Source organism: Haliscomenobacter sp. (genome assembly GCF_965225875.1).
GTDB lineage: Bacteria > Bacteroidota > Bacteroidia > Chitinophagales > Saprospiraceae > Haliscomenobacter.
This window is the reverse complement of record NZ_CBDDBS010000002.1, coordinates 2,076,031-2,098,492: the sequence shown is the minus strand read 5'-3', so window position 1 is coordinate 2,098,492 and position 22,462 is coordinate 2,076,031. Positions and strand designations below refer to the sequence as shown.

Sequence of the window (22,462 nt, the reverse complement as noted above, 5' to 3'; positions counted from 1 at the left end):
TTTATGGTATCAAAGCTAAAGATTTTTTTGCCGGGCTTTCTTCTTTTTTCCGTTATTTCAGTACTTTAAATCTTTATTGCAACCACCTCAAACCTACCCAAAACTTATGAAAAAAATACTGGCCTCTCTTTGTTTTTACTGGTATGTACAAATTGGCCTTTTGGGCCAAATCCCAGCTTTCCCCGGAGCCCAAGGGTTTGGTGCCATGAATACAAGTGGCGGACGCGGTGGGCAGGTCATTTATGTGACCACGCTCAATTGTGAAGGCCCTGGATCGCTCAACGCAGCCTTGGCAACCCCTGGTCCGAAGTACATCTTATTCAAAGTGAGTGGCATTATCGACTGCGCGGCGGAGCTCATTTGGGGCGACTGTTACATCGCTGGCCAAAGTTCACCGGGCGGCATCATCGTGCGGGGAATCATCATCGACGACTGGTATGAGCCCAACAATGGGGCCAAAAACATCATCATCCGCCACCTCAACTCGCGGCCGGCCACTGAACAAATTAGACCCGGTGCAGGCTGGGTCGCCGATGATGCCCTGCGCCTGGATGCGGCCACCCGGGTAGTCATCGATCATTGCTCTTTTGCCAATGCTACCGACGAGGCCATTCAAATTTCGCGCAGCAACAACCTCAGCATCCAGTATTGTCAGTTGGCAGAAACGCTGGGGGACCACTATGAATTTGGCGGGATGCTGCTCAATTATTCGGCCAACGGGCACCGCAAAGACAGCATCAGCATCCACCACAACATCTGGAACCGCATCGGAGGGCGAATGCCGGAAATGAGTTGTGAACAAAGTGGCGAGGCTCCGAATGACATGTCCTGCCTGCAACATCCTTTGCGGATCGAGCTGTCGAACAACTTGCTGTGGGATCAACAAATCGAGATGTATTACAACTCCGGTTTTTATACCTCAAATCAGGAAGCGCCGGGGATGCGCCTTTTGCCCAATTTTGTCAACAACCTCTCGGTGGTGCGCAGCAGCATGTGCCATGGCATGTTTCGCGACCTGATGCTGGGTTTTTCCAACAATGAGCTGTTTGTCAGCGGCAATAAATTGAGCAGGTTTCCCAATTATGCCGACTATGAGCTGTTTTATTGTTGCAATGATTTTTGCACGGCCCCCAATCACCCCAATCGGGATTTGGGCAAGGCCGTTCGGCGCAGCACCCGTTTTCCTTACCCCACAATTACCTACACAGCTACTGCGGATTTATTGGCCAATTTGCGCAGTACGGTGGGCGCTTTTAACCCCCACAGTACCCGCCGCCGCGACCCGATGAACCGGCGCTTGATGCAACCCCTGCTGGATAATGTTATTGACAGCCGCCCCATTGATGGCCGTGATTATTACCAGGATGCTTTCCGACTGGATTTTACGACGGCTCCGGCTGCGCCAAAAGATACGGACAGCGATGGCATGCCCGATTCCTGGGAAACCGCCCAAGGTTTGAACCCCACTGTGAAGGACCACAATGGCACCCAGCTGTCGATCAAATTCACCGGACTGGCTGGCTACACCAATCTGGAATGTTACCTCAATGATTTGTCGGATCGTTTGGTCAGTGGCAGTCCTTTGACGAAAGTGGGTGACCGGGGCATTGACAAGCAGTGGCAAAAAATCAATTTCGACAGTTCGGCGCGGATGTTGTATGTGGAAATAGACCAGGCGACTGCTCCGGAGGGCTCGCAGGTACAAGCTCAAGTCTTGAACAGTTATGGTGCAGTGCTCGCCGAGGCCAAAACCCAAGGGCAACGCCTGCAAATACCTTTGGCGCATGCACCCGGGGGCATTCATTTTGTACACATTCAAAAAGGTATTCACGGGGTGACGGAAAGGATATTCATTCCCTGAACGAAAAGGTTAGGGGCGATTGCTTATGTGTTAGCTGGTACAAGTCTCCAGACTTGTACCTGTATTTTCGCGTCTCTGACGCACGAGCAACACTAAAATATTGGGCCAACACACGTCAGAGACGTGTCAATATTGGTACAAGTCTGGAGACTTGTACCAGCGCGAGCACCTAATTTTGAACTCTTTTGGCTTATTTTTATTCAATTCTTGATCAATTCAATGGATAAACCGACATCATGAAAACCCACTCAATTGCGCTACTCCTGTGTTTTTTTGGGCTAAACCTTTCTGCTCAAATCCGTTATGAGCGGGCTTACTTCATCGACAATCAGGGCAACAAAACCGAATGCCTGATCAAAAATTCAGATTGGAACGACAACCCCAATTCCTTTGTTTATCGAGCCTCAGAAACGGCGCGCACGAATTCAGCCTCCATTGAAAATGTGCAGGAGTTTGGGGTGTACAATTTTTCCAAATACATCCGCGCCAAAGTGGACATCGATCGCAGCAGTGGCGACATCAGCAAGATGGATTATTTCGGCAATGCCGTTTTTCACAGTGAAGAGCTTTTTTTGAAGGTTTTGATCGATGGAGCAGTGTCCCTTTACCAATACACCGATGGTGACCTCAACCTTTTTTTCTTCCAAACTCCTGGCCAGGGCATTCGCCAATTGGTGTACAAAAAATACATCGTTGATCAAAACACCATCGCCAGTAATGTGGAGTTTCGGGAACAATTGGCAGCAGCCAAATGTGCTCAAGCTCGCCCGGAAGTATTGCAGGAATTGAAATACTACAAGTCCGAATTGATCAAATACCTGATCGCTTACCACCAGTGCCAGGGGCTGAGTTTTACGAATTACGATGGAAAAATCAAACGCGACTTGTTCAATTTACGGGCGACTACAGGCTTGAGTTTTTCTGATTTTGTTTTTACTGGTGTGGATGGTTTTGCTCAAAGAGCGACTCCCCGGCTTGGGCTGGATCTGGAGTTTGTGCTGCCTTTCAACAAAAGCAAGTGGGCCTTTTTTGTGGAGCCCAACCTGCAAAGTTTTTACGCCACTGAATCCATTCGCAATGACCTGACTTCGATCAATTACCGAGCCCTGGAAATTCCAGCAGGGCTGCGGCATTACTTTTTTATCACCGAAGATTTGCGCTTTTCATTGAGTGCGGCGTATGCTTTTGAACTGAGCTTCAATTCGGCTATGAACCGGATTGATGGCCGCCAGTACGAACTCAGCGGGGGCAATGTATTCGCTGGCGGGGCCGGGATGAGTTATAAAAAATTCAGTGCTGAATTGCGCTGGTACGAAAAGAAGGACTTGTTGCGGTCGTATCCGTTTTTGGAGTCGGATTTTTCGAAGGTGGCATTGGTGTTGGGCTGGAAGTTGTGGTGAAAAAAAGGTCGGGCGCAGCGCAGGGTTTGTGGTGATTTGTCGTCTCATCACTAAAACCCGCTAATGAAAAAAACACTCCGCCTCAAAACGGTGCTGGCCGGACTGGTACTGTTGTTCATGGCCACCAATTCTTGTTTGGCCCTCAGCATCAGTGGCCGCATTACCAATGCTAAGACCAGATTCATTCATTTTCGCAGCTGCTGGAACCGACGCGATAGCTTCCAACTAGATGAAAAGGGTTATTTTAGTGCTACCCTAAGCATTAGTCCTTATGAGAAGTCTTTTGATCTGAGTTGGATAGCCAAAGATGGTTATGGAAGAGGGGTTTACATGCTACTCGATCCCGATGATGTGGTATCAATCACTGGCAACAACAAAGGCGGAAGAGTGGAATTCATCAAAGGCAATGTCAAGCGCAAAAATTACCTGAATGACTTACTGGAAAAAACGAGTGGACTCAATCACCGGAAATACGATTTTGGAGAAGAAAAAAGGGACTCTATCGATCGGGAGATTTTCAGGTACCTGGATACCCTGTTCATTGAAGACCCGGTTTTGGCCATTGAGGCTATTGGTTTTATGCGTTACACGCTTTTTTCGGAGGGAGATTCCTGGAAAAAATTTCCACACGTCTGGCAATCCCTTGAATCTGTACCTGCGGATGTGAAGGAAAATTCATACACCTATAAAAAACTGAACAATCGACTCTGGCCGGGTAAAACCATGCTCGAACTTAGTTTTGTAGACACCTCAAAAATCAGCCACCGCAGCGACGAATGGTCGGGAAAACCCATCCTTTTGAGGTTTGGCAACAGTTGGTGCAGTGCTTGTGCACTAAACGACCAGACTTATCGTGCTCAATACGAAGAGGTAAAGGATAAAATCGTGCTAATCAGTATTTCCACAGAGGAATACTTTAGTGATTGGCAAAAATATGTTCGTAAAAACCCATTGCCCTGGCAACAAGGATTTTGGGTCAGCGATGAAAGCATCGATAGCGATGGATTGTGGGAAAGCTACCACCTTAATGCCGTCCCATTGGATATCCTAATCGACCAAAACCGAAAAATCATCAGCTTCAATCCCAGCGTTGACGAGGTTTTCGCTTTTATCAATAAAAAATAATACCAGGCTGCGCAGGTTTTTTAGAACCTTCTCGTCTAACCCCTAAACACCAACTTTTGACCAAAGCCAAAGCACATACTCTTAGCTCCCAGGAAGGCAGCAGTACTTTCCAGGACTACTTTTACACCCATAAAGATCGGGTGTTCAATACCGCTTTGTCTTTGTTGCAAAATTGGGAAGAAGCCGAAGAGTTGACCCAGGATGTGTTTGTGGCTGCGTACGAAGCCATCGGCAGTTTCCGGGGGCAATCGAGCATGAACACCTGGTTGTACCGCATCACGGTGAATAAGGCCCTGGATCGGATCAAGGCCCGCAAGGCGCAAAAACGCTCAGGCTTTACACTCTCGCTTTGGCGGCAAACAGAGCAGGAAGAAAAAACGCTGGATGTACCCGATTTTATTCACCCTGGGGTACTACTTGAACGGCAGGAGTCCAGCGTCGCTTTGTTCAAAGCCATTGCCCAGTTGCCGGAAAACCAACAAAGCGCCTTTGTGCTGGCCAAAATCGAACAGCTCAGCTATGCTGAAATCGCGCAGGTTTTGGAGATCAGCATTCCGGCGGTGGAATCACTTTTGGTACGAGCCAGACAAAAACTGCGGGAATTGCTCAAAAACTTTTACGAGGATCAATAGGGGGCGATAAAAATAGGAGTCACCCAAATTTTTAGAAAAACGAACCGCGGATGCGGTTGGATTTTTTGCTCAATTGAGTTCAATCACTGCCGTGGTTGCCGCCAATTTGACCCTGTTATTTACCCCGGACGACCGGGGCTATTCAAAATTCAATCGCTCCGCGATTAGGGCTAAGTCCGATTTTGGCTTTTCAAAAATTCGGGATGATTCAAGTCTCTACTATTTAAGTCACTGCTTTATGAAAAAACCAAAAAATCCTGATCCAATAGAGGCTGCCCTTCAAAGCCTGGAAGGCCTGCAAAGAGCCAAGGCGGATGAGGCTTTGCTGCAAAAAATTGAAGCCCGCATCCAGGCTACCCGTGCGGCCCGGCAAGTGCAACACCTGCAGGTTCGACGCATGGCCATGCAAATGGTTGCTGCTGCGGTGCTGATGTTGCTGCTCAATTGTGCGGTTTGGTTCAACGTAGGTTTCAAACAGCAGGAAATGCAAAAAGTGGAGCAGTTTTCCCGCTTGTATTTTGCATCACCACTCAATTATTAAACATGAATGCCATCAAAATAATGGGCGCAGCCCTCTTGCTTTTGTTTGTACTCAATGTCGTTTCGTTGGGCTTGCTCTTGCGCATGAACCGCCCCCACGACCGACCCAATCGGCCCTCTGCTGCGGCGGAATTCCTGATGCGTGAGCTGAAGTTCAACCCGGCTCAACGGGATGAATACCAGCAGCTGATCAAACAGCACCGCAGCAAAATGCAGGAAATTGAAGCGGAACGTGTCGAGTTGCGCCACGACCTTTTTGCAGGAATTGCCCAAAATGACACCGCTGCACTGGCGGGCTTGCGCCAATTGGAAGGCGAAGCGGAGTTGGCCACTTTTCAACATTTTCAAGTCGTACGCAGGCTGGGCAATGCGGAACAAAAACAACGTTTCGACCAAATTATTCAGGAGGTGATGCGTAAAATGGCCCCCCGAGGAAGACCTCACCCTAAAAGAAAGGAGCATGGATAAACTGCTACCTACACTTTTTTATTCAATCACACAATGAACCATCCAATGAACAAGATTCCTTTCAAATTGTCCCTGCTTTCCCTGTTGATGGCTTTTTTGTCGATCAGTATCGCTTGTCAAAAAGCAGATGGAGATAGCACCACCCCAATCGACACTACGGGCAACAACGTCAACCCCAGCAGCAGTGAAATGCTTACGCTCTACAAAAAAATCTATGGTGCGACCGATGTGTACCTCGAAGGCAATTTTGTGGTGGTAAAAACCAAAGACTTCCCGGACCACAAGAGCCCGTATTTCAAAGGAACTGCCTGGGAAAGTACCAAATACGAGGCGTACACGGGCAGCAACCCCCAATTCGCCATTAACCCCAACCGCATTTCCGAAAAGAACCTCACCTTTCGTTTTCCGGTGAATCCGCAGGAGGCCAGTTCAAAATCGGCTACGCCCCTGGGTTCCATCGGCATCTCCCTCAATGGTGTGGTGTTTTTCAATCAGTACGCCGGCCCCAATCAGCCGCTGACCAACGAAATCAACTCTTTTGACCAACACAACGGTCACCCTGCGCCCGGCAATGAATACCACTACCACGTGGAACCGATGTACCTGACGGGTAAAGTAGGCAAGGAAGCACTGCTGGGCTTCCTGTTGGATGGGTTTCCAGTGTATGGCCCGCAAGAAAATGGGAAAACGGTTAGCAACGCGGATCTCGATAGTTACCACGGCCACAAACACGCTACGACCGAATTTCCCAAGGGCATCTACCACTACCATTTTACCAATGAAGCGCCATATTTGAATGGCAGTGGTTTTTTTGGCACACCTGGTACGGTTAGTCGATAATGATGATGTTAAACCAGAAAACAAGCTTTGAACAATATGTGCTTGGAATGGTGCTTGCGCTCTTGCTGTGCAACTGTGAGTTGGGCAAGCACCACCTTCCAGTACAAAAAATCAATGCTGCTGCTGAAAATTGGAGTAGCCAAGAGGGTCAGCTTTTCTGGCGTGGACAGCCCTTTAGTGGATATCGCTATGCACTGTATAGCCCTCGTGATACCGCTGAAATGATCCCTTTTTGGCTTGGAAAAGAGGAAGGTGTGGCTCGCTACTGGCACCCGAATGGCCGCTTGCGGGAAAAGCGCTTTTTTAAACAAGGCAAGCGGGAAGGCATTCATTACGGTTGGTGGGAGAATGGGAAACCCAGCTTTGTGTACCACTTCAAGGCTGATTTACACCAGGGGCTGGCCCATACCTGGCACTCCAACGGAAAATTGGCCAGCATTTTTAACTACAAGCAGGGTCAGGAAGATGGCCAGCAACAGGCCTGGTACGACAATGGAGTGCTGCGCCTCAATTACGTGGCAAGAAATGGCCGCCAATATGGATTGACGGGTGTGAAAAATTGCGCTACGGTTTGGGATGCTACGGTGGGGGAGTTCAAGGAGAAACCAGAGTAATTCAATCAGGTCCAGGATTAAGCGCTGGGCTGGTACAAGTCTCCAGACTTGTACCAATATCAACACGTCTCTGACGTGTGGTAACTCAGTATTTTCGCATTGCTCGTGCGTCAGAGACGCGAAAATATGGGTACAAGTCTGGAGACTTGTACCAGCGCAGACACTTGTACCAGCAAAAGTAAAAAGCACGTCAACGCCTAACTCTGTGTCCTTTGTGTCCTCTACTTTTTTCTTTGTGCTATAAAAAAATGTCGCTTTGATCCTGTGAAAACTGGGACAGCCATACAAAGCTCTCAACGCCTTAAAACCATCGCCATGCCAAAATCAATCATCTTCATCACCATAACCCTGTGCTACCTGACTGCCTGTCAAAAGCCGACCCTCAGCACCCTCCCCGTCTACAACGAGCCCAACTTCAACCCACTCTGGCTACCCACTTCAGCCCTCAACAGCGATACCATCCACCGCATAGCCCCCTTTGTTTTACGCGATCAACTCGGCGACACCCTTTCCAACCAGGATTTGGATGGTAAAATTTACGTCGCCAATTTTTTCTTTTCAGTCTGTCCCAGCATTTGTCCCAAGATGACCAATAACCTGCAATTGATCCAGGAAAGCTTTGCCGATGATCCAGGGGTTAAATTGCTTTCCCACACGGTCATGCCCTGGGTGGATTCGGTGGCCCAATTGCGGGATTACGGCGAGCGGATGCACATCAACCCCAAACAATGGCACTTGTTGACCGGCTCACGGGCGGAGATTTACCAATTGGCCCGCCAGAGTTATTTTGCCGAGGAGGAGATTGGATACAACCGGGATTCGACCGAGTTTTTACACACCGAACATGTGTTGCTGGTGGATGGCAAAAGGCGCTTGCGGGGGATTTACAATGGTACTTTGCCGCTGGACATGGAGCGTTTGCGGGATGATATTTGGGCATTGAAAGAAGAGTCAAGTCGGAGATTTTGAAAAAAATTATTGCTGGAAGCCTGATCCGTATTAATTTCGCCCAAATTTTTGGAAGCAATGAAGAACAAAATAGCAGTGGTTACCGGGGCGAACTCTGGTCTGGGATTTGAAACGGCCAAGGCTCTGGCTACCCAAGGAGCCCGAGTCATTTTGCTCAGCCGCAGCGCCGACAAAGGCCAGGAAGCACTGGATAAAATATTCGCGGCCACCCAAAACGATCAATTGGAGTTGTTGACCGTAGATTTGGCTTCACAAGCTTCGATTCGGGAAACGGGTAAACTCATTTTGGATAAATACCCCGTCATTGATACCTTGGTGAACAACGCGGGCACCTGGATTTCCCAGCATTCGCTGACCGAGGATGGGGTGGAAACCATGTTTGCTGTGAATCACCTGGCCTATGTGCTGATGAGCCACGTGTTGTATCCAGCGATTCGCAAGGCCGAAGATGGCCGGATTGTTTGTGTGGCTTCAGATTCCCACTTTCAATTCAAGGTCAATTACGCCGACCTGAACCTGACCAATAAATACCACGGTTTGCGCGCTTATGCCCAGTCTAAAGGGGCGAATGTGATGTTTGTGTCCGAGTTGCACAAACGCAAGCAAGAAAAAAATGTATCCAGCTATGCCATTCAGCCAGGCTTGGTCAAGACCGATATCGGCGTCAAACGCACCAATTGGTTGCACGCCTTGGCCTGGAAAATCCGGCGCAGCGGTGGGGTAAGCCCGGCAGAAGGAGCACTTTGTCAAATCTTTTGTGCCAGTGCACCAGAGGCCAAGGGCCAAAGTGGCCTGTATTGGGACAAGTGTAAACCCAAACCTTCGGCAAAATATACCTATATCGAGGCGGATCGGGCGCAGTTGTGGGAGCAGTGCCTGGAGATGTGTAAAATCGATTCGTTCTTTTAAACGACCTAACTTAGGTGTCCCTTTGGTGCCTTAGGTTTCTTAGGTGGTGAAAAAATAAGTTATAAGATTTTCACCACTTAAGAAACCCAAGGCACTTAAGATTCACCTCAGAATCAAGGTCGCAGTTTTCCCAACCAACTCAGCGTTTCCTCCGCAATTTTTGGATTAAAATTCCCCTTCGTATACTGCTGCGTTTTGAAGTTTTGATACGCCTCCGTCCAATCCTTACTTTTCATCATAAAATGGTCCAGGTCGGGAATGGTCACCCAGGTGGCCGTGTTGGGGTGGGCTTCGTTGACGGTTTTTTGAATCATCAGGGGCTCCACCAGGCTACATTGCTCGTAATCCGCGCCGCCGTGCAAGATCAGGACCGGGCAATTGGTTTGCCGCCAACTTTCGGCCAGATTGACCGAATCCAATTGTTGCCAAAAGCGCCAGTGGCGACCCCACATGTTGTTGCTGCCAGGTTGGTAATTGAGCTCGGATTCAACAATGGCTTTGTATTCAGGAACTTCATGGAGTTGGGTCGGATTTTTTTTGAGCACAAACAACTCGTAATAAACTTTCTGGATTAGCCGTACGAAGGTTTCGGTTTGCTGATAACTCAGGTTTTCCATCAAAGGCTTTTGCACTCGATGCATTTCGAGCAAAAACTCACTCCAGGGGCGAAATACACATGCAAAAACCATCACGCCGCGTGGAGTATGTCGCTTGGCCACTTCAGGCGCAATGGTGCCGCCCATGCTGTGGCCCCAGATGAATAGATTGGATTTGTCTACAAAAGGCAATTGCTCCATGTAGCGGTAGCCCGCATCAAAACTCTCGATGTCGGTGGCCAGGTCCACTTCGGCGCAGGGGGCACAACCATCGCTGTCGCCCAGACCACTTTTTTCAATGGTCACCACTGCGTAACCATTTTTTAGCCACTCGTTCATCAGTTTGCCATTGTAGCTGGTGCTGTAGTTTTCGATGCTGCCGCAGCCGTAGCCGGGGATGAGCAAGATGCAGGGCACATTGCTTTTACCCTTGGGTTTGCGCGTGATCGCCCGCAGGTATCCCCCTTTGAATTTGACCCAATCGTATTGAATGTCAGCAATGGGGGAACTTTCAAATGGTCGCATCACTGCAGTAATCGTCCTGAAATTACTGGCCCCATCGCGCTGATAGCGAACATTGACTTTATCGCCATTGCGCACAAGGCTTGCAAGGGCGTTGTAGTCGGCCATTTTTTTGAGGGCTTTGTTGTTGAGCTCGGTGAGCAGGTCACCCTTTTTGAGGCCAGCACTGGCCAGGGTGGTATTGGGCAAAATGCTGTCGACGAGAATGCCACTGGGGCTTTCTTTACCCAGCAAACCCATGATGGCCTTGCGTTGGGGCTGGGCAAAAGCAGACAGGCTGGAAAGGAGGAAGAGCAAAAGAAGACTGGTGGTGCGCATAAACCGTTGATTTGTTCAGCGAAGCTAGGCGATGAAAGGGAAAGGAATATCCCCCGATGTGGGGGAAATAAAGAAGTTTTGACTTTCGAAAAGGTCAAATATGCACCGTTTTGGAAGATAAAACGCTCATCATTTACTTCATTTCTTCAGCGTTCCGAACCAAAGTTTCACCCCACATTGCTGCAATTTTTTTCAGATAATCTCTCCCTTCAACGGCCTCGATCATATACTGAGGTAAAGACTGTACACCCAATCGTCCAGCCAGAATCCCCGTCGTCAGCGCCGCCAGAGAATCCACATCACCACCCAAATAAACCGACTTTTTTAAGGCGTCAAATGCATCGCTGGACTGCTTCAGGATGTACAAAACCGCACCTGCTGTATATTTTGAATCGGAAGGCAAGCCCTTGATGCCCGGCAAGAAATAGGGCTCCTGAATGGGCTGAGGTCCAAGTAGCAGAGAAAAATCAGCCTCACTCAAGTCCTCATAAGCCGGGAGTTCATCCACTGCTTGCAGGTAGTTTTGATACCCCTCGTCCAACTCGATTTTTTGCAAACAATAAGGAATCAAACCTTCAGCAGTCCCATCTTCCACCAAAAAATACCGCGCTGCCCGGGCGACAATTTGAGAAGACTGCACTGCCTGGGCATTGGGGTGGGTGGCCAATGCATTGATGGCCGCATATTGGTTGACCAAATCTTCTTTCACCAAACCAAACGGAATCGCCCGCATGGCCGGTGCATTGCCGGGGTTAGGGCGATGGCGCTGGAAATCGCGCACCTCCGCTATACTCAGCCGGCCTTCATAATACCAGGCCATTGAACCGTGGCCGTTGCGGCCATACCCCTTGCGTTGAAGGCCTTCGCGGTATTCGGCCTCCCAACAGTCTACCAAGTGTTGTTCGGTGATGTTTTGACCACTACACAAGGCTTTGATGGAGCCGATGGTCATTTCGGTATCATCGGTGTAATCCCAGGGCTGGTAATGGGTGGAAAAAGCTGCTAATTTTTCAGGGGCGACCTGAATGTGCTCCCGCATATTGATGAAGCGGGTAAAATCGACGTGCTGGCGGATCCAGTCGCGATCCTGGAACTCGAGGCCAGCGGCGTAGGCATCGCCGATGGCGAGACCGAGGAGGAGGTCGGCGTGCATGATCCTGAATTATAAGGTCGCCAAAATTCGCGCCGTGATTGTGCCAATTTCCCCGATACCATCGATAGTAATCACATCAATTTTGGATTTGAAATATTCAATCGCTGGCCTGGTTTCCGCTTCAAAAACTCGAATACGTTTGAAGTGGGTTTCGGGGTCTTCATCGTCTTTACGAGTAGAAACAGCAGCTCTATTCTGAGCTCTTTTTAGCAGTTCTTCACTAGGCACTTCAATGTTGATGACCTTAGAAACGTATAGCCCTTTTTCGGAGAGCATATCTAGCAAGGCATCTACTTGAGGAATGGTTCGTGGGTAACCATCCAGGATAATGCCTAACTCTTGACGATTTTCTTCAATTAAATCCTCGATCAGTTCGAGCATTAGTGAATCAGGAACTAAATTTCCTTGCTCCTCATATTGGCGCATTTGTTCTGCCCGTGGTGTATTTTGTTTTTTCTCTTCCCGAATTCGTTCTCCAGTGGACAAGTGCTTGTAATCCAGTTCTTTTTTGAGCACATCACATTGCGTACCTTTACCCGAATATGGCGGGCCAGTAATGATCAGTATTTCCATGTCGTTTATTTATCTGTTTTGATCACTCGGAAATCGGTCAATTTGGTCAATATTTTCAACTCTTGTGCATTGAGCCCTACCAACAAATCCGCATTCCCTTTTACAAAATAAAACTGGAAGTCCTCCCCTTCCATCAGTTGATTAATTGCCCTTACAATTGCTTTAATGTTTTCTTCGATGTGCCCTTGTTTCAGCAAAACTTGATGCTCTTTTGCTTTAATGGAGAAACTTAGTTCAATACTTTGGTCTGGCTCCCAATCTTCAACCACTTTTTCAGCCTGAAATTTCCCATCAGATAAGTGCCTCAAATCCTCGATTAGTTGAGCATAAGTCCTTAAACCAGCCTCAAATCTGTACTCATCCACGCGCCTTACTCGCTCAGGGCCTAATTGCAGATTGCCCTGAATTTTGTAGTCCCTCGCATTCAGATCAACCACTGCACATCGCATAATCTCATCCATCATGTGGTGCCATGAGAGCAAAACGATGGTCAAGGGAAATAAATAACTCAGCAGCATTACCACCAAACGAAACTCTTTATGCTGAATAGCCAGAATGCACAGGTTGATGTATCGGGAAATGATAAAAATGAGTCCCAGTAAAAGACCCAGAATTAGCCTTTGCCCCAGGTTGAAGGGAAACTCCCGCCAGCCGGGAATAATCGAAGGTGGGGTAATATTAAGCGTGATAAATAAGATCAGGAATATCCCTGCCAAGAGTAGGCCAGCATTCCAAATAAGTTCTTTACGCATGATTTAGCTTTGTTTTTGTCACTGATATCAATCTCTAATCCTTACCTGAATTGTAATTCTATCCCAGTTTAAGGCAAAATTCCCACAAATACAAACGGCGTGAGCAGTCCTTCCGTTCCACCCACGCCGTTCTATTTTCTATCGAATTTACACCTTTTGAAAAATCACCGTAGCCAATGGTGGCAAGGTAAACTCAATCGAGTGATCCCGGCCATTCCACTCCTGTTTGTCCGCTTTGACGGTGCCGTTGAGGTGATCTCCGGTGCCGTTGTAAATTTTGGCATCACTACTGAGTACCTCCTTCCATTTGCCCGCAGCGGGTACCCCAACGCGGAAGCCCTGGCGGGTGGTAGGTGTGAAATTGCACACGACCAGTAAGTTTTCCTCCGCTTTTTCACCCTTTCGCAAGTAAGCCAGTACACTGTTTTCCCAGTCACCATGCTCGACCCATTCAAAACCTTCAGGCTGAAACTGTTTTTCATACATCGCCGGGTGATCGGCATAAAACTTGTTCAGGTCGCGCACCCAGGCCTGTACTCCCTTGTGCGGGCCAAACTCGAGCAACCACCATTCCAGGCCCCGTTCGATGCTCCATTCACTGGTTTGACCGAATTCGCCACCCATGAAAAGCAGCTTCGTGCCCGGGTGCGTATACATGTAGCCGTACATCAGGCGCAGGTTGGCAAAACGTTGCCACTCGTCGCCGGGCATGCGGTCGATCAATGGGCCTTTGCCGTGTACCACCTCATCGTGGGAGAGGGGCAACATGAAGTTTTCGGTAAAGGCGTAGATCAAACTGAAAGTAATCTCCCCGTGGTGGTACTTGCGGTGAATGGGGTCCTTTTTGAAATAATCCAAAGTATCGTGCATCCAGCCCATCATCCATTTTTGGCCAAAGCCCAATCCACCTGCATAGGTAGGTTGAGATACGCCCGTCCAGGCCGTTGATTCTTCAGCAATGGTGATGGCATCTGGAAACTCCCGGTAAGACATCGTGTTGAATTCGCGCAGGAAGGAAATGGCTTCCAGGTTTTCTTTGCCGCCTTGGGGGTTGGGTATCCACTCCCCATCTTCGCGGGAATAATCCAGGTAAAGCATGGAGGCTACGGCATCTACCCGCAGGCCATCTGCGTGGAAGCGGTCAAGCCAAAACAGGGCGTTAGAAACCAGGAAGTTGCGCACCTCATTGCGGCCGAAATTGTAGATCGCACTCTTCCAGTCGGGGTGGAAACCCTTGCGTGGGTCCTCGTGCTCGTACAGGTAAGTACCATCAAATTCGGCCAAACCATGGGCATCGGTAGGGAAATGAGAAGGAACCCAGTCCAGGATGACACCAATACCAGCCTGGTGCAATTTATCCACCAGGTACATGAAGTCTTCAGGTGTACCGAATCGGCTGGTTGGCGCAAAATACCCGGTCACCTGATAACCCCAGGAAGGGAAATATGGGTGTTCCATCACAGGCAGAAACTCCACGTGGGTGAAGTTCATTTCTTGCAGGTACTTCACCAGATCCACAGCCAATTCACGGTAGCTCAGCGATTCATTACCATTCTTTTTCCAGGTGCCCATGTGTACTTCATAAACGGAGTAGGGTTGGGGTTTGCCTGCTTTGTCCTGGCGTTGTTTGAGCCAATCCTGGTCTTCCCAGGTATAGTCATTTTCCCAAACAATCGAGGCTGTTTTAGGAGGCACTTCCCAAAACAAGGCATAAGGGTCACCTTTTTCCACATGCCGCCCATTTTGTGAATGGATGTGGTATTTGTACAAGGTACCTTTTTCCAGCCCGGGAATAAATCCTTCCCAAATGCCGGAACCATCCCAGCGTGAAGAAAGCGGGTGCTCCTGGGTGTTCCAAAAGTTGAAGTTACCAATCACCGAAACAGACTGGGCATTGGGCGCCCAAACGGAGAAGTACACACCTTTTTGGCCATCGACTTCGATCAAATGGCTGCCCATTTTTTCATAAATCCGAAAATGAGTACCGGACTTGAAGAGGTAAATATCGTAGTCGGTAAAAAGGCTGTGGTTGATTACCTTACTCATACATGCAGAGATTGGAGGCTTCGACAGACCGAGGTTTGCCGTTACTGATGGAAAAAGCGAATTGTGCAAGATGGATGAAAAGGGAAAGGTAGTGCAATTGGATTGCACCCTAACTTTGTTTCATACACCGGACTTAGCAAAAATAACAAGGTAATGCTAAAAGAGAAGTGATCTGCAAAAAAAAACGCAGCATTACCAAATAAAGTAATGCTGCGTTCGGAAAACGCTTGAAATACGTACTATTTCTTAGGCGTTTCCTTTGCTTTAGGTTTTGCTGGCGCCTTGGCAGTTTTTGCTTTGGCAGCTGGCGCAGTAGTGGTTTTAGCTGGAGCTTTAGCTTTGGCTGGAGCCTTTGGAGCTTCTTCCTTGGCGGCAGCGGCAGGCTTTTCAGCTTTAGGTGCACCAGTTGCTTTAACTTTTTTGCCTCCATCAGCTTTGCCGGTCAATTCACCGTCAACTACAGCAGATACAGAAACCAAAGAGTTGTTGATGCCATCAAAAGGAGAAGGCACGTAAGCGTCGGCAGCCCAATCATTTTCCCAACGTTCGTTGTTGATCGCGTAGCGGAATTCGTAGTTGGCACCCAGGGCCAATTCAGTAGAGGCAGTGTACTCCGTTTTGCCGGCCTTCATAACCAGACCGCTTTGCCAGGCCCAGCCATTGAAGTCGCCCAATACGCGAACTTCAGCACCGTCCTGAACAGCAGTGCTAGGCAAAGAGAAAGTAACTTTACAAACTTTTTTCGTTTTGGAATAATCCTTCTTCAACATGTCATTTGGTATTTGTGGTTGAAAGAATCAATGACTTTGTTGCGATCTAAGCAGGTGATGTACGGGTGCAATAATTTTAATTGCAGGGCAAATTTAGAAGCTATTATTTTGATTTTCAAAGCCCAATGCTTTTTTTCTTATTTTCTAAACGCTAGACGAGCTAAAAAAATATCTGGCATTTACGCATTTTTTGAAATAATATTTATCCAGATGCAAAAAGATATCAGGCTTTTTTGGGAGGGATGTAATTCAACCGAATAATCAATGGAAATAAAAAAATGAAAAAAAATGCGATTTCGTCCTAATTTTTTGAAATTCAATAGCCAATATGCAACACTTATGGATGCATATTGGCTATTCATCATCTAGTCGGAAATAAAATTAGAACTTACCGTTCTCGTAATACTGCAAAATTATTTTCCAGATCAGGTGGCGGTATTTGGCCGAGATCAGGTTGCCATTGGATTGGGTCAGGTTGTTTTTTGCCAAAATGTATTCGGAAGTATTGGCGGTTCCAGCGGTAAAACGTTTTTCAAACAAACGTACATTCTCCGTTTGTGCAGCCACTTGTTGTTCGGCTGCTTTCCACTGCTCCTGGGTCGCCCGGTGGTTTTGTACCGCCTGTTCGATCTCGGTGCGGAGTTGGTTTTTTACATCAGCCAGGTTGTTTTCGGCAATGTTTTCGTTGATTACTGCCCGTTGTACCTGTTGCTGAAGGGCACCACCCCGAAACAAGGGCATGTACAAACCAATGCTCATGCTCCCGTTGCGGGTAGCATCCAATTGCGAAAAATATGCTTCTGTACGAGTGCTGGTAAAAAAGGCACCGTAATTCCCCTGAAAATTGATGCTGGGGAAAAAATTGGACCGGGCCGCTTCCACCCCTTTTTGTGCGCTTAAAATGCGCAATTGCGCCCCTTGCACTTCGGGTAGGCTGGCCTCTGCTTTTTGTAAAAGTGTTGCCGAAGCCATCGCTTCAGCCGGGCTGTTGACCCTTTGGATCAGGTTGGCATCCAGTTGGGCGTTCATGTCTACTGGCTGGTTCATTTGTTGGAAGAGGTTGACCTTGGCCAGTTCTGCATTGTTGCGGGCACTGACGGCATTGAATTCCTCATTGGCCAGTTGTGCTTTGAGTTCGTATACCACCACTTCGTTGGCCACTCCCGCCGCTACTCTTTTTTGTGCCAGCTCAATTTGCTGACGGGTGGCATTGGCTTGCTCCTGAGCTACGCGGAAAAGCTCCTGATTGGCCAGGGCATTGAGGTAAAAGGTGATGATGTTGCGGCGAATCAGGTTTTTGCTGGTTTCCACATCCTTAATGCCCGCCTGAATGGCCTGCTTCTGTTGTTGGCCCTGGTATTTTAGCCCGAAGCCACTAAAAATGGGCACCGATAGGTTCAAACCATAACCATTGCTCAAAAAAACCTCATCGATCCGCTGGTTGGTATTGACGTCGATACTGCGGCCAAAGTTGAAGTTTTGGCCAAAATTCAGGCTTAGGTCAGGCATTTGTTGTGCCCGGATTTGCCGCAGTGATACTTCCGCCAAGTCCAGTTGATACCCCGAGTTTTTGATTTGCAGGTTGTTTTCCAGGGCAATGCGCATACAGTCGTCCAGGCTCAGGGTGCTTTGTGCTGTGTTTTTTGAGGCTCCGAGACTGAGTATAAAGAGCGCCAAAAGTATGTTTTTCATAAATGATAAGTTTGGGGTTGAGGAGTTGAGGAGTTGAGAAGTTGAGGCTACTGCGAGCGATTCTGACAATGTCCTTGTCTAAGTCGCTCGCAGTAGTCTCAACTTCTCAACTCCTCAACTCCTCAACTTATTTCGTGATTTTTTCCTCCCGCTCAACATGTCCATCCAACAAGTGAATGATCCGCTGGGCGTAAGCGGCATTCTTTTCACTGTGGGTTACCTGGATGATGGACACCCCTTCTTCTTCGTTGAGCTTTTTGAAAATCTGCATGATTTCATCCGCCTGGGCAGATTGCAGGTTTCCGGTAGGTTCGTCGGCTAAAATCAGCTTGGGTTGGCCAATTAGTGCGCGGGCAATGCCCACGAGCTGTTGTTGACCCCCCGAAAGCTGATTGGGAAATAAATCCTTTTTAGCCACCATATTGAATCGATCCAGGATATCTGCTACGCGGCTTTTGCGCTCAGACCCCGAGATTTTTTTGTACAACAGGGGAGTTTCCAGGTTTTCGTATACCGTTAGTTCATCAATGAGGTGGTATTGCTGGAATACAAAGCCGATGTAGTGCTTGTACAGCTCGGTACGCTTTTTTTCCGAAAGTTTGTGTACGGGTTCGTCCAAAAAGTAATACTCTCCGCCACTGGGTTCTTCCAGCATACCGATGATGTTCAGCAGTGTACTTTTTCCAGCCCCGGAAGGCCCCATGATGGAGACAAATTCACCTTCAAAAATATTCGCGCTAATGTCCTTGAGCACCCAGTTTTTCTGGATGCCGCTGTTATGGTACTTAGCTATGTTTTTTAGTTGCAACATAGTTGGTATAAATTGTAGTTGTCATTCGTTTTTAATCGCAGTTACGGGGTTGGCCAGGGCCGTACGCAGGCTTTGGATGCTCACAGTGAGCAAGGCCAGTACAATCACACTAAGGCCCGCTACTGCAAATATCCACCATTCCACCTCGATGCGGTAAGTGAATTTTTTTAGCCATTGTTCCATCAGGTACCAGGCAATCGGGCTGGCGATGAGGATCGCCAACAATACAGGCCGCAAAAATTCGGTCGACAGCAGACTCATCACGTTGCCAACCGTTGCCCCCAGCACCTTGCGGATGCCAATTTCCTTGGCGCGGCGGGCTGTGGCATAAGCAGCCAGACCAAATAGCCCCAAACAGGAGATAAAAATAGCGAGTCCGGTAAAGATGCCAAAAAGTTTGGCCATGCGGTCTTCGGCTTTGAATAGGTTATCAAAACTTTCGTCCAGGAAAAAATATTCAAAAGGTTTATCCGGGCAATATTTTTTGTACAATTTCCCAATTGCAGCCATATTGGCTTGTACGTCGGTTGTTTTTGACAATTGCAGGTACAAAGTGCCTTTAAAATCTTTACCCACAATCGACATGGCCAGTGGAGCTTTTTGATTCAGGCTCATTTCACTGAAGTAAAAATCATTCAGCACCCCTACCATGGGTTGTCCTAAAATACTGCCTACTTCGCTCGCCTGTGCCAGGGAGCTTACCCCCAAATCTTTCGCTGCAAGGGCATTTAAGACCAATTTCCCTTCCCAACCCTGCGTATTTTTCAAATCGGCTGGTGGAATTTTCCAAGTCAATCCCAACATATCGATGAAACCTACATCAACCCCAATCGTATGGAGGGGTACTTCTTTTTTATTGATCGGAGAGGTGACAAAAAATATCGAGTTGTAATCTTTAAACAGCGCCAAAGAGGCACTTCCCGTTTTTTCTACTCCATTCAATTGAGAAACTGCGTTGCGGAAAGCATGATAACCTGCTGCGGAGGGCGTCAGCATCATGATCTGATCCTTGTTCATTCCCAATTTACGCGATTGTAAATAACTGAGTTGCTGTTGGGCCACCACTGCGGCAATGACCAACACAATCGAGGCTACAAACTGGAATACCGTGATACTTTGGCGAATCTGGATGCCCCCTTTGCTGCTCTTCAAAAAGCGGCCTTTCAACACTTCCACTGGCCGAAAAGCGGAGAGCACCAGCGAAGGATAAGCGCCTGCCAATACAATACAGGCCAGCATCAGGCCTAACATAGGCAAAAGGACAAGCGGACTGAGCATAAATGCCGCATCAATCTGAATGTCTAGTCGATCAAAAAAGATAGGGCGCAGGAAAAAAGCCAGGCCAAATCCCAATAGGAAAGACAAGCAAGTAACCAGTACCGACTCTCCGTAAAACTGACCGATCAGTTCGCCGCGAAACGCACCCAAGGCCTTGCGCACCCCTACTTCCCGAGCTCTTTCATTGGCCCGAGCGGTGGTCAAACTCATGTAATTGAGCAAGGCTAACAGGATGATCAACAAGGCCACTCCTGCAAAAATGTATACATTGTTAATGCCTCTGGCCTCATTGCTGGTATTTTCTCCAGTATGGAGATCGGTGAGTGCGGAGAGCATGAACTTGTTGCTTTTTATTTCTGATTCAGGTATTTTGCCTCGCCGCATCAGTTTGGGAATGTTGTTCAAAACGGAGGCTTGGGTAGAAGGATTGGCCAGATGTAGATAGGTCTGAAAGGATCCCAAACGCACCACATTGTCCACTTTTAGCAAGTCCTCTTTCACCTCAGGATTGAGCAATTTCTGAAAAGCAAACAAGGATTGCAAAGGTGCAATGATATCATAAGCCAGCGAAGCATTGGAGGGTGGGTCTTTGATGACGCCACTGATGACGAAATCCAGCCCATTGTTGAGTGTCAAGGTGCGGCCCAGTACATCGCTATCGCCAAAATATTTCTCCGCAATGGATTCACTCACCACTATTTTCCCCGGCTGATCCAACGCTGTACGGGAATCACCTTGAAGAAAAGGAAAACTGAACACCTTGAAGTAGCTGGGATCAGCAAGTACAAAACGTTTTTCGTAAAAAATATGGTCAGCGTCGCTTTTGAACGCTAGTTTTTCATTGAAGGAGGCATGCATCCGTACATAATCCTTCACACCAGCTGTACTTTCTTTGAGAGCAGGCCCCATGTAAGCGGACATCCCTGTACCTTGCATTTCCTGCTCACCAAATTTGAAGGTTACTTTCAGGCGATAGATATTTTCCGCATTTTTATGAAAACGATCAAAACTCAACTCGTGGGCTACAAAAACCAAAATCAGCATGCTTACTGCAATTCCTACTGCCAGGCCACCAATATTGATGACACTGTAGAACTTGTTGCGCCAGAGGTTGCGCAGCGCAAATTTGAGTTGGGTATACTGCATGGTCATTTGAGTTTGTGTTGCTCGCTGGAAACCCGTGGTTGGGACAAGTGCAGTTACTTGTCCCTAACCCCAAAAACGGGCCAATTGCAACGAGATTAGTATGAAACAACAGTCAGCGTAATATTCTTACAAAAGTCGGTGTCGGATGTAATACTGGATTAAAGTCATAGACCGTGCCAATTTTGTAATCAACTGAAAATCAGATTTTAAAAAATGGTTTTGCGTTAAAATCATGTTCGCATCTGGACAGTTTGTGTCCGATTTCGGACACACGATCACAGGTTTTAGGAAATAAATTGGATTTGGGTATGTTCGAATATTTCCTAACTTAGAGGCCAGCCAAAACACATGCCTCATGTCGCTCTCCCGTCGCCAATTTTTACAAAATACTGCCCTGCTCGGAGCTGGCCAGACGCTGTATCCCTGGCTCGAACCATGGGCCGAGTTTAAACGTCACTTCAAAGTTGGAGCCTGTGATTGGTCACTTGGTAAAAGTGCGAATATTGAAGCTTTTGAACTGGCCAAAACCATAGGTTTATCCGGCATTCAGGTCAATTTGGGTAATCTGGCCAACGACCTGCATCTGCGCCAGTCCTCGCTACAAGCTCAATACCTGGCCATGAGCAAAAGCACTGGAGTTAAAATCAGTAGCCTGGCCATCAGCGAGTTGAACAACGTACCGTATAAATCCGATCCCCGCACCGAGCAATGGGTATCCGATAGCATCGATGTGGCCCGAGCTTTTGGCGTACGCGTCGTGTTGCTGGCTTTTTTTGTCAAAAACGACCTACGCAATGATCCAGAGGGGATTCAGGAGGTGATCAAAAGGTTGAAAAAAGTAGCGCCAAAAGCTGAACAAGCGGGCGTAATCCTCGGCATTGAATCTTATCTTACGGCCGAAGAACACCTGCACATCATGCGTGAGGTAGGCTCACCGGCGATCAAGGTTTTTTATGATTTCCGCAATGCTGCAGATGCAGGCAATGACATTTATGCCGAACTCAAAACCCTAGGTAAGGAAAACATCTGTGAACTGCACATGAAGGAAAACCGCCTGCTGCTCGGCAAAGGTACCATCGATTGGCCACGGGTAGCAACTGCCCTGCGCGAAATCGGTTACCGGGGCGACAACTGGATGCAAATCGAATGGGCCAAACCGGATGCAGAGGATGTGGTGACGGCTTATCGGCACAATTTGGCGTATTTGAAAGATTTGTTTTGATTGAATTCTTCGTCGAAAGGCCAAGGCTTGACATACACTAGACTAGCTGGTACAAGTCTCCAGACTTGTACCAACATTTTCGCGTCTCTGACGCACGAGCAACGCGAAAATATTGAACAAATACACGTCAGAGACGTGCTGATATTGGTACAAGTCTGGAGACTTGTACCAGCGCAAAACTTGTACCAGCGTTAGCGCCCGATAAAACACTTGAATTTTGTAACC

The 22,462-nt window shown here is 47.9% G+C and carries 20 protein-coding genes; 11 read left to right on the top strand and 9 right to left on the bottom strand.

Going from position 1 to position 22,462, the window contains the following annotated elements; all coding sequences use genetic code 11:
• The first annotated feature begins 106 nt into the window (after positions 1–106).
• The 10 genes from ACO08K_RS11060 (at position 107) to ACO08K_RS11015 (ending at position 9,358) form a co-directional block, all read left to right on the top strand.
• On the top strand, positions 107–1,861 hold the full coding sequence (locus ACO08K_RS11060) for a hypothetical protein (RefSeq protein ID WP_421796456.1): 1,755 nt from the start codon (positions 107–109) through the stop codon (positions 1,859–1,861).
• 236 nt (positions 1,862–2,097) lie between these two features.
• On the top strand, positions 2,098–3,261 hold the full coding sequence (locus tag ACO08K_RS11055; protein ID WP_421796455.1) for a hypothetical protein: 1,164 nt from the start codon (positions 2,098–2,100) through the stop codon (positions 3,259–3,261).
• Positions 3,262–3,324: 63 nt separating this feature from the next.
• Positions 3,325–4,386 (top strand): TlpA family protein disulfide reductase, encoded by a 1,062-nt coding sequence (locus ACO08K_RS11050; protein ID WP_421796454.1) that lies wholly within the window; start codon positions 3,325–3,327, stop codon positions 4,384–4,386.
• Positions 4,387–4,442: 56 nt separating this feature from the next.
• Positions 4,443–5,018, top strand: a complete 576-nt coding sequence (locus ACO08K_RS11045; RefSeq protein WP_421796453.1) for an RNA polymerase sigma factor — start codon at positions 4,443–4,445, stop codon at positions 5,016–5,018.
• A gap of 238 nt (positions 5,019–5,256) precedes the next feature.
• A complete protein-coding gene (locus ACO08K_RS11040; RefSeq protein WP_421796452.1) occupies positions 5,257–5,559 on the top strand; it encodes a hypothetical protein in 303 nt (100 codons plus the stop codon).
• Positions 5,560–5,561: 2 nt separating this feature from the next.
• Positions 5,562–6,026, top strand: a complete 465-nt coding sequence (locus ACO08K_RS11035; protein WP_421796451.1) for a hypothetical protein — start codon at positions 5,562–5,564, stop codon at positions 6,024–6,026.
• Between the two features lie 45 nt (positions 6,027–6,071).
• Positions 6,072–6,866 carry a YHYH protein gene (locus tag ACO08K_RS11030; protein ID WP_421796450.1) on the top strand — a complete coding sequence of 265 codons (795 nt, stop codon included), beginning with the start codon at positions 6,072–6,074 and terminating at the stop codon, positions 6,864–6,866.
• A gap of 47 nt (positions 6,867–6,913) precedes the next feature.
• The gene (locus ACO08K_RS11025) at positions 6,914–7,480 is read left to right on the top strand and encodes a toxin-antitoxin system YwqK family antitoxin (protein WP_421796449.1); all 567 of its coding nucleotides are present in this window, start codon (positions 6,914–6,916) and stop codon (positions 7,478–7,480) included.
• A 315-nt stretch (positions 7,481–7,795) separates the two neighbouring features.
• A complete protein-coding gene (locus tag ACO08K_RS11020; RefSeq protein WP_421796448.1) occupies positions 7,796–8,449 on the top strand; it encodes an SCO family protein in 654 nt (217 codons plus the stop codon).
• Positions 8,450–8,506: 57 nt separating this feature from the next.
• On the top strand, positions 8,507–9,358 hold the full coding sequence (locus ACO08K_RS11015; protein WP_421796447.1) for an SDR family oxidoreductase: 852 nt from the start codon (positions 8,507–8,509) through the stop codon (positions 9,356–9,358).
• 113 nt (positions 9,359–9,471) lie between these two features.
• Here the strand turns inward: ACO08K_RS11015 and ACO08K_RS11010 are convergent, their stop codons facing one another.
• From ACO08K_RS11010 to ACO08K_RS10970, 9 genes are all read right to left on the bottom strand, one after another.
• Positions 9,472–10,794 (bottom strand): alpha/beta fold hydrolase, encoded by a 1,323-nt coding sequence (locus ACO08K_RS11010; RefSeq protein ID WP_421796446.1) that lies wholly within the window; start codon positions 10,792–10,794, stop codon positions 9,472–9,474.
• 133 nt (positions 10,795–10,927) lie between these two features.
• The gene (locus ACO08K_RS11005; protein WP_421796445.1) at positions 10,928–11,947 is read right to left on the bottom strand and encodes an ADP-ribosylglycohydrolase family protein; all 1,020 of its coding nucleotides are present in this window, start codon (positions 11,945–11,947) and stop codon (positions 10,928–10,930) included.
• 9 nt (positions 11,948–11,956) lie between these two features.
• A complete protein-coding gene (locus ACO08K_RS11000; protein ID WP_421796444.1) occupies positions 11,957–12,520 on the bottom strand; it encodes an adenylate kinase family protein in 564 nt (187 codons plus the stop codon).
• A 5-nt stretch (positions 12,521–12,525) separates the two neighbouring features.
• Positions 12,526–13,272, bottom strand: a complete 747-nt coding sequence (locus tag ACO08K_RS10995; protein WP_421796443.1) for a hypothetical protein — start codon at positions 13,270–13,272, stop codon at positions 12,526–12,528.
• A 147-nt stretch (positions 13,273–13,419) separates the two neighbouring features.
• Positions 13,420–15,318, bottom strand: coding sequence for a 1,4-alpha-glucan branching protein GlgB (gene glgB / locus ACO08K_RS10990; RefSeq protein ID WP_421796442.1), 1,899 nt, complete (start codon positions 15,316–15,318; stop codon positions 13,420–13,422).
• A 239-nt stretch (positions 15,319–15,557) separates the two neighbouring features.
• Positions 15,558–16,088 carry an isoamylase early set domain-containing protein gene (locus ACO08K_RS10985; protein ID WP_421796441.1) on the bottom strand — a complete coding sequence of 177 codons (531 nt, stop codon included), beginning with the start codon at positions 16,086–16,088 and terminating at the stop codon, positions 15,558–15,560.
• A gap of 381 nt (positions 16,089–16,469) precedes the next feature.
• Entirely contained in the window at positions 16,470–17,780 is a 1,311-nt protein-coding gene (locus ACO08K_RS10980; protein WP_421796440.1) for a TolC family protein, read from the bottom strand.
• A 127-nt stretch (positions 17,781–17,907) separates the two neighbouring features.
• On the bottom strand, positions 17,908–18,591 hold the full coding sequence (locus ACO08K_RS10975) for an ABC transporter ATP-binding protein (protein ID WP_421796439.1): 684 nt from the start codon (positions 18,589–18,591) through the stop codon (positions 17,908–17,910).
• 21 nt (positions 18,592–18,612) lie between these two features.
• Positions 18,613–21,015 carry an ABC transporter permease gene (locus tag ACO08K_RS10970; RefSeq protein ID WP_421796438.1) on the bottom strand — a complete coding sequence of 801 codons (2,403 nt, stop codon included), beginning with the start codon at positions 21,013–21,015 and terminating at the stop codon, positions 18,613–18,615.
• A gap of 355 nt (positions 21,016–21,370) precedes the next feature.
• Here ACO08K_RS10970 and ACO08K_RS10965 point away from each other — a divergent pair, with 355 nt between their 5' ends.
• The gene (locus tag ACO08K_RS10965) at positions 21,371–22,237 is read left to right on the top strand and encodes a sugar phosphate isomerase/epimerase family protein (protein WP_421796437.1); all 867 of its coding nucleotides are present in this window, start codon (positions 21,371–21,373) and stop codon (positions 22,235–22,237) included.
• Positions 22,238–22,462: the final 225 nt, after the last annotated feature.

Bases quoted from the DNA above. Each gene is read 5' to 3' on its own strand.
- ACO08K_RS11060 (WP_421796456.1), top strand. From the start codon at position 107: ATGAAAAAAATACTGGCCTCTCTTTGTTTTTACTGGTATGTACAAATT.
- ACO08K_RS11055 (WP_421796455.1), top strand. From the start codon at position 2,098: ATGAAAACCCACTCAATTGCGCTACTCCTGTGTTTTTTTGGGCTAAAC.
- ACO08K_RS11050 (WP_421796454.1), top strand. From the start codon at position 3,325: ATGAAAAAAACACTCCGCCTCAAAACGGTGCTGGCCGGACTGGTACTG.
- ACO08K_RS11040 (WP_421796452.1), top strand. From the start codon at position 5,257: ATGAAAAAACCAAAAAATCCTGATCCAATAGAGGCTGCCCTTCAAAGC.
- ACO08K_RS11035 (WP_421796451.1), top strand. From the start codon at position 5,562: ATGAATGCCATCAAAATAATGGGCGCAGCCCTCTTGCTTTTGTTTGTA.
- ACO08K_RS11030 (WP_421796450.1), top strand. From the start codon at position 6,072: ATGAACAAGATTCCTTTCAAATTGTCCCTGCTTTCCCTGTTGATGGCT.
- ACO08K_RS11025 (WP_421796449.1), top strand. From the start codon at position 6,914: ATGGTGCTTGCGCTCTTGCTGTGCAACTGTGAGTTGGGCAAGCACCAC.
- ACO08K_RS11020 (WP_421796448.1), top strand. From the start codon at position 7,796: ATGCCAAAATCAATCATCTTCATCACCATAACCCTGTGCTACCTGACT.
- ACO08K_RS11015 (WP_421796447.1), top strand. From the start codon at position 8,507: ATGAAGAACAAAATAGCAGTGGTTACCGGGGCGAACTCTGGTCTGGGA.
- ACO08K_RS11010 (WP_421796446.1), bottom strand. From the start codon at position 10,794: ATGCGCACCACCAGTCTTCTTTTGCTCTTCCTCCTTTCCAGCCTGTCT.
- ACO08K_RS11005 (WP_421796445.1), bottom strand. From the start codon at position 11,947: ATGCACGCCGACCTCCTCCTCGGTCTCGCCATCGGCGATGCCTACGCC.
- ACO08K_RS11000 (WP_421796444.1), bottom strand. From the start codon at position 12,520: ATGGAAATACTGATCATTACTGGCCCGCCATATTCGGGTAAAGGTACG.
- ACO08K_RS10995 (WP_421796443.1), bottom strand. From the start codon at position 13,272: ATGCGTAAAGAACTTATTTGGAATGCTGGCCTACTCTTGGCAGGGATA.
- glgB (WP_421796442.1), bottom strand. From the start codon at position 15,318: ATGAGTAAGGTAATCAACCACAGCCTTTTTACCGACTACGATATTTAC.
- ACO08K_RS10985 (WP_421796441.1), bottom strand. From the start codon at position 16,088: ATGTTGAAGAAGGATTATTCCAAAACGAAAAAAGTTTGTAAAGTTACT.
- ACO08K_RS10980 (WP_421796440.1), bottom strand. From the start codon at position 17,780: ATGAAAAACATACTTTTGGCGCTCTTTATACTCAGTCTCGGAGCCTCA.
- ACO08K_RS10975 (WP_421796439.1), bottom strand. From the start codon at position 18,591: ATGTTGCAACTAAAAAACATAGCTAAGTACCATAACAGCGGCATCCAG.
- ACO08K_RS10970 (WP_421796438.1), bottom strand. From the start codon at position 21,015: ATGCAGTATACCCAACTCAAATTTGCGCTGCGCAACCTCTGGCGCAAC.
- ACO08K_RS10965 (WP_421796437.1), top strand. From the start codon at position 21,371: ATGTCGCTCTCCCGTCGCCAATTTTTACAAAATACTGCCCTGCTCGGA.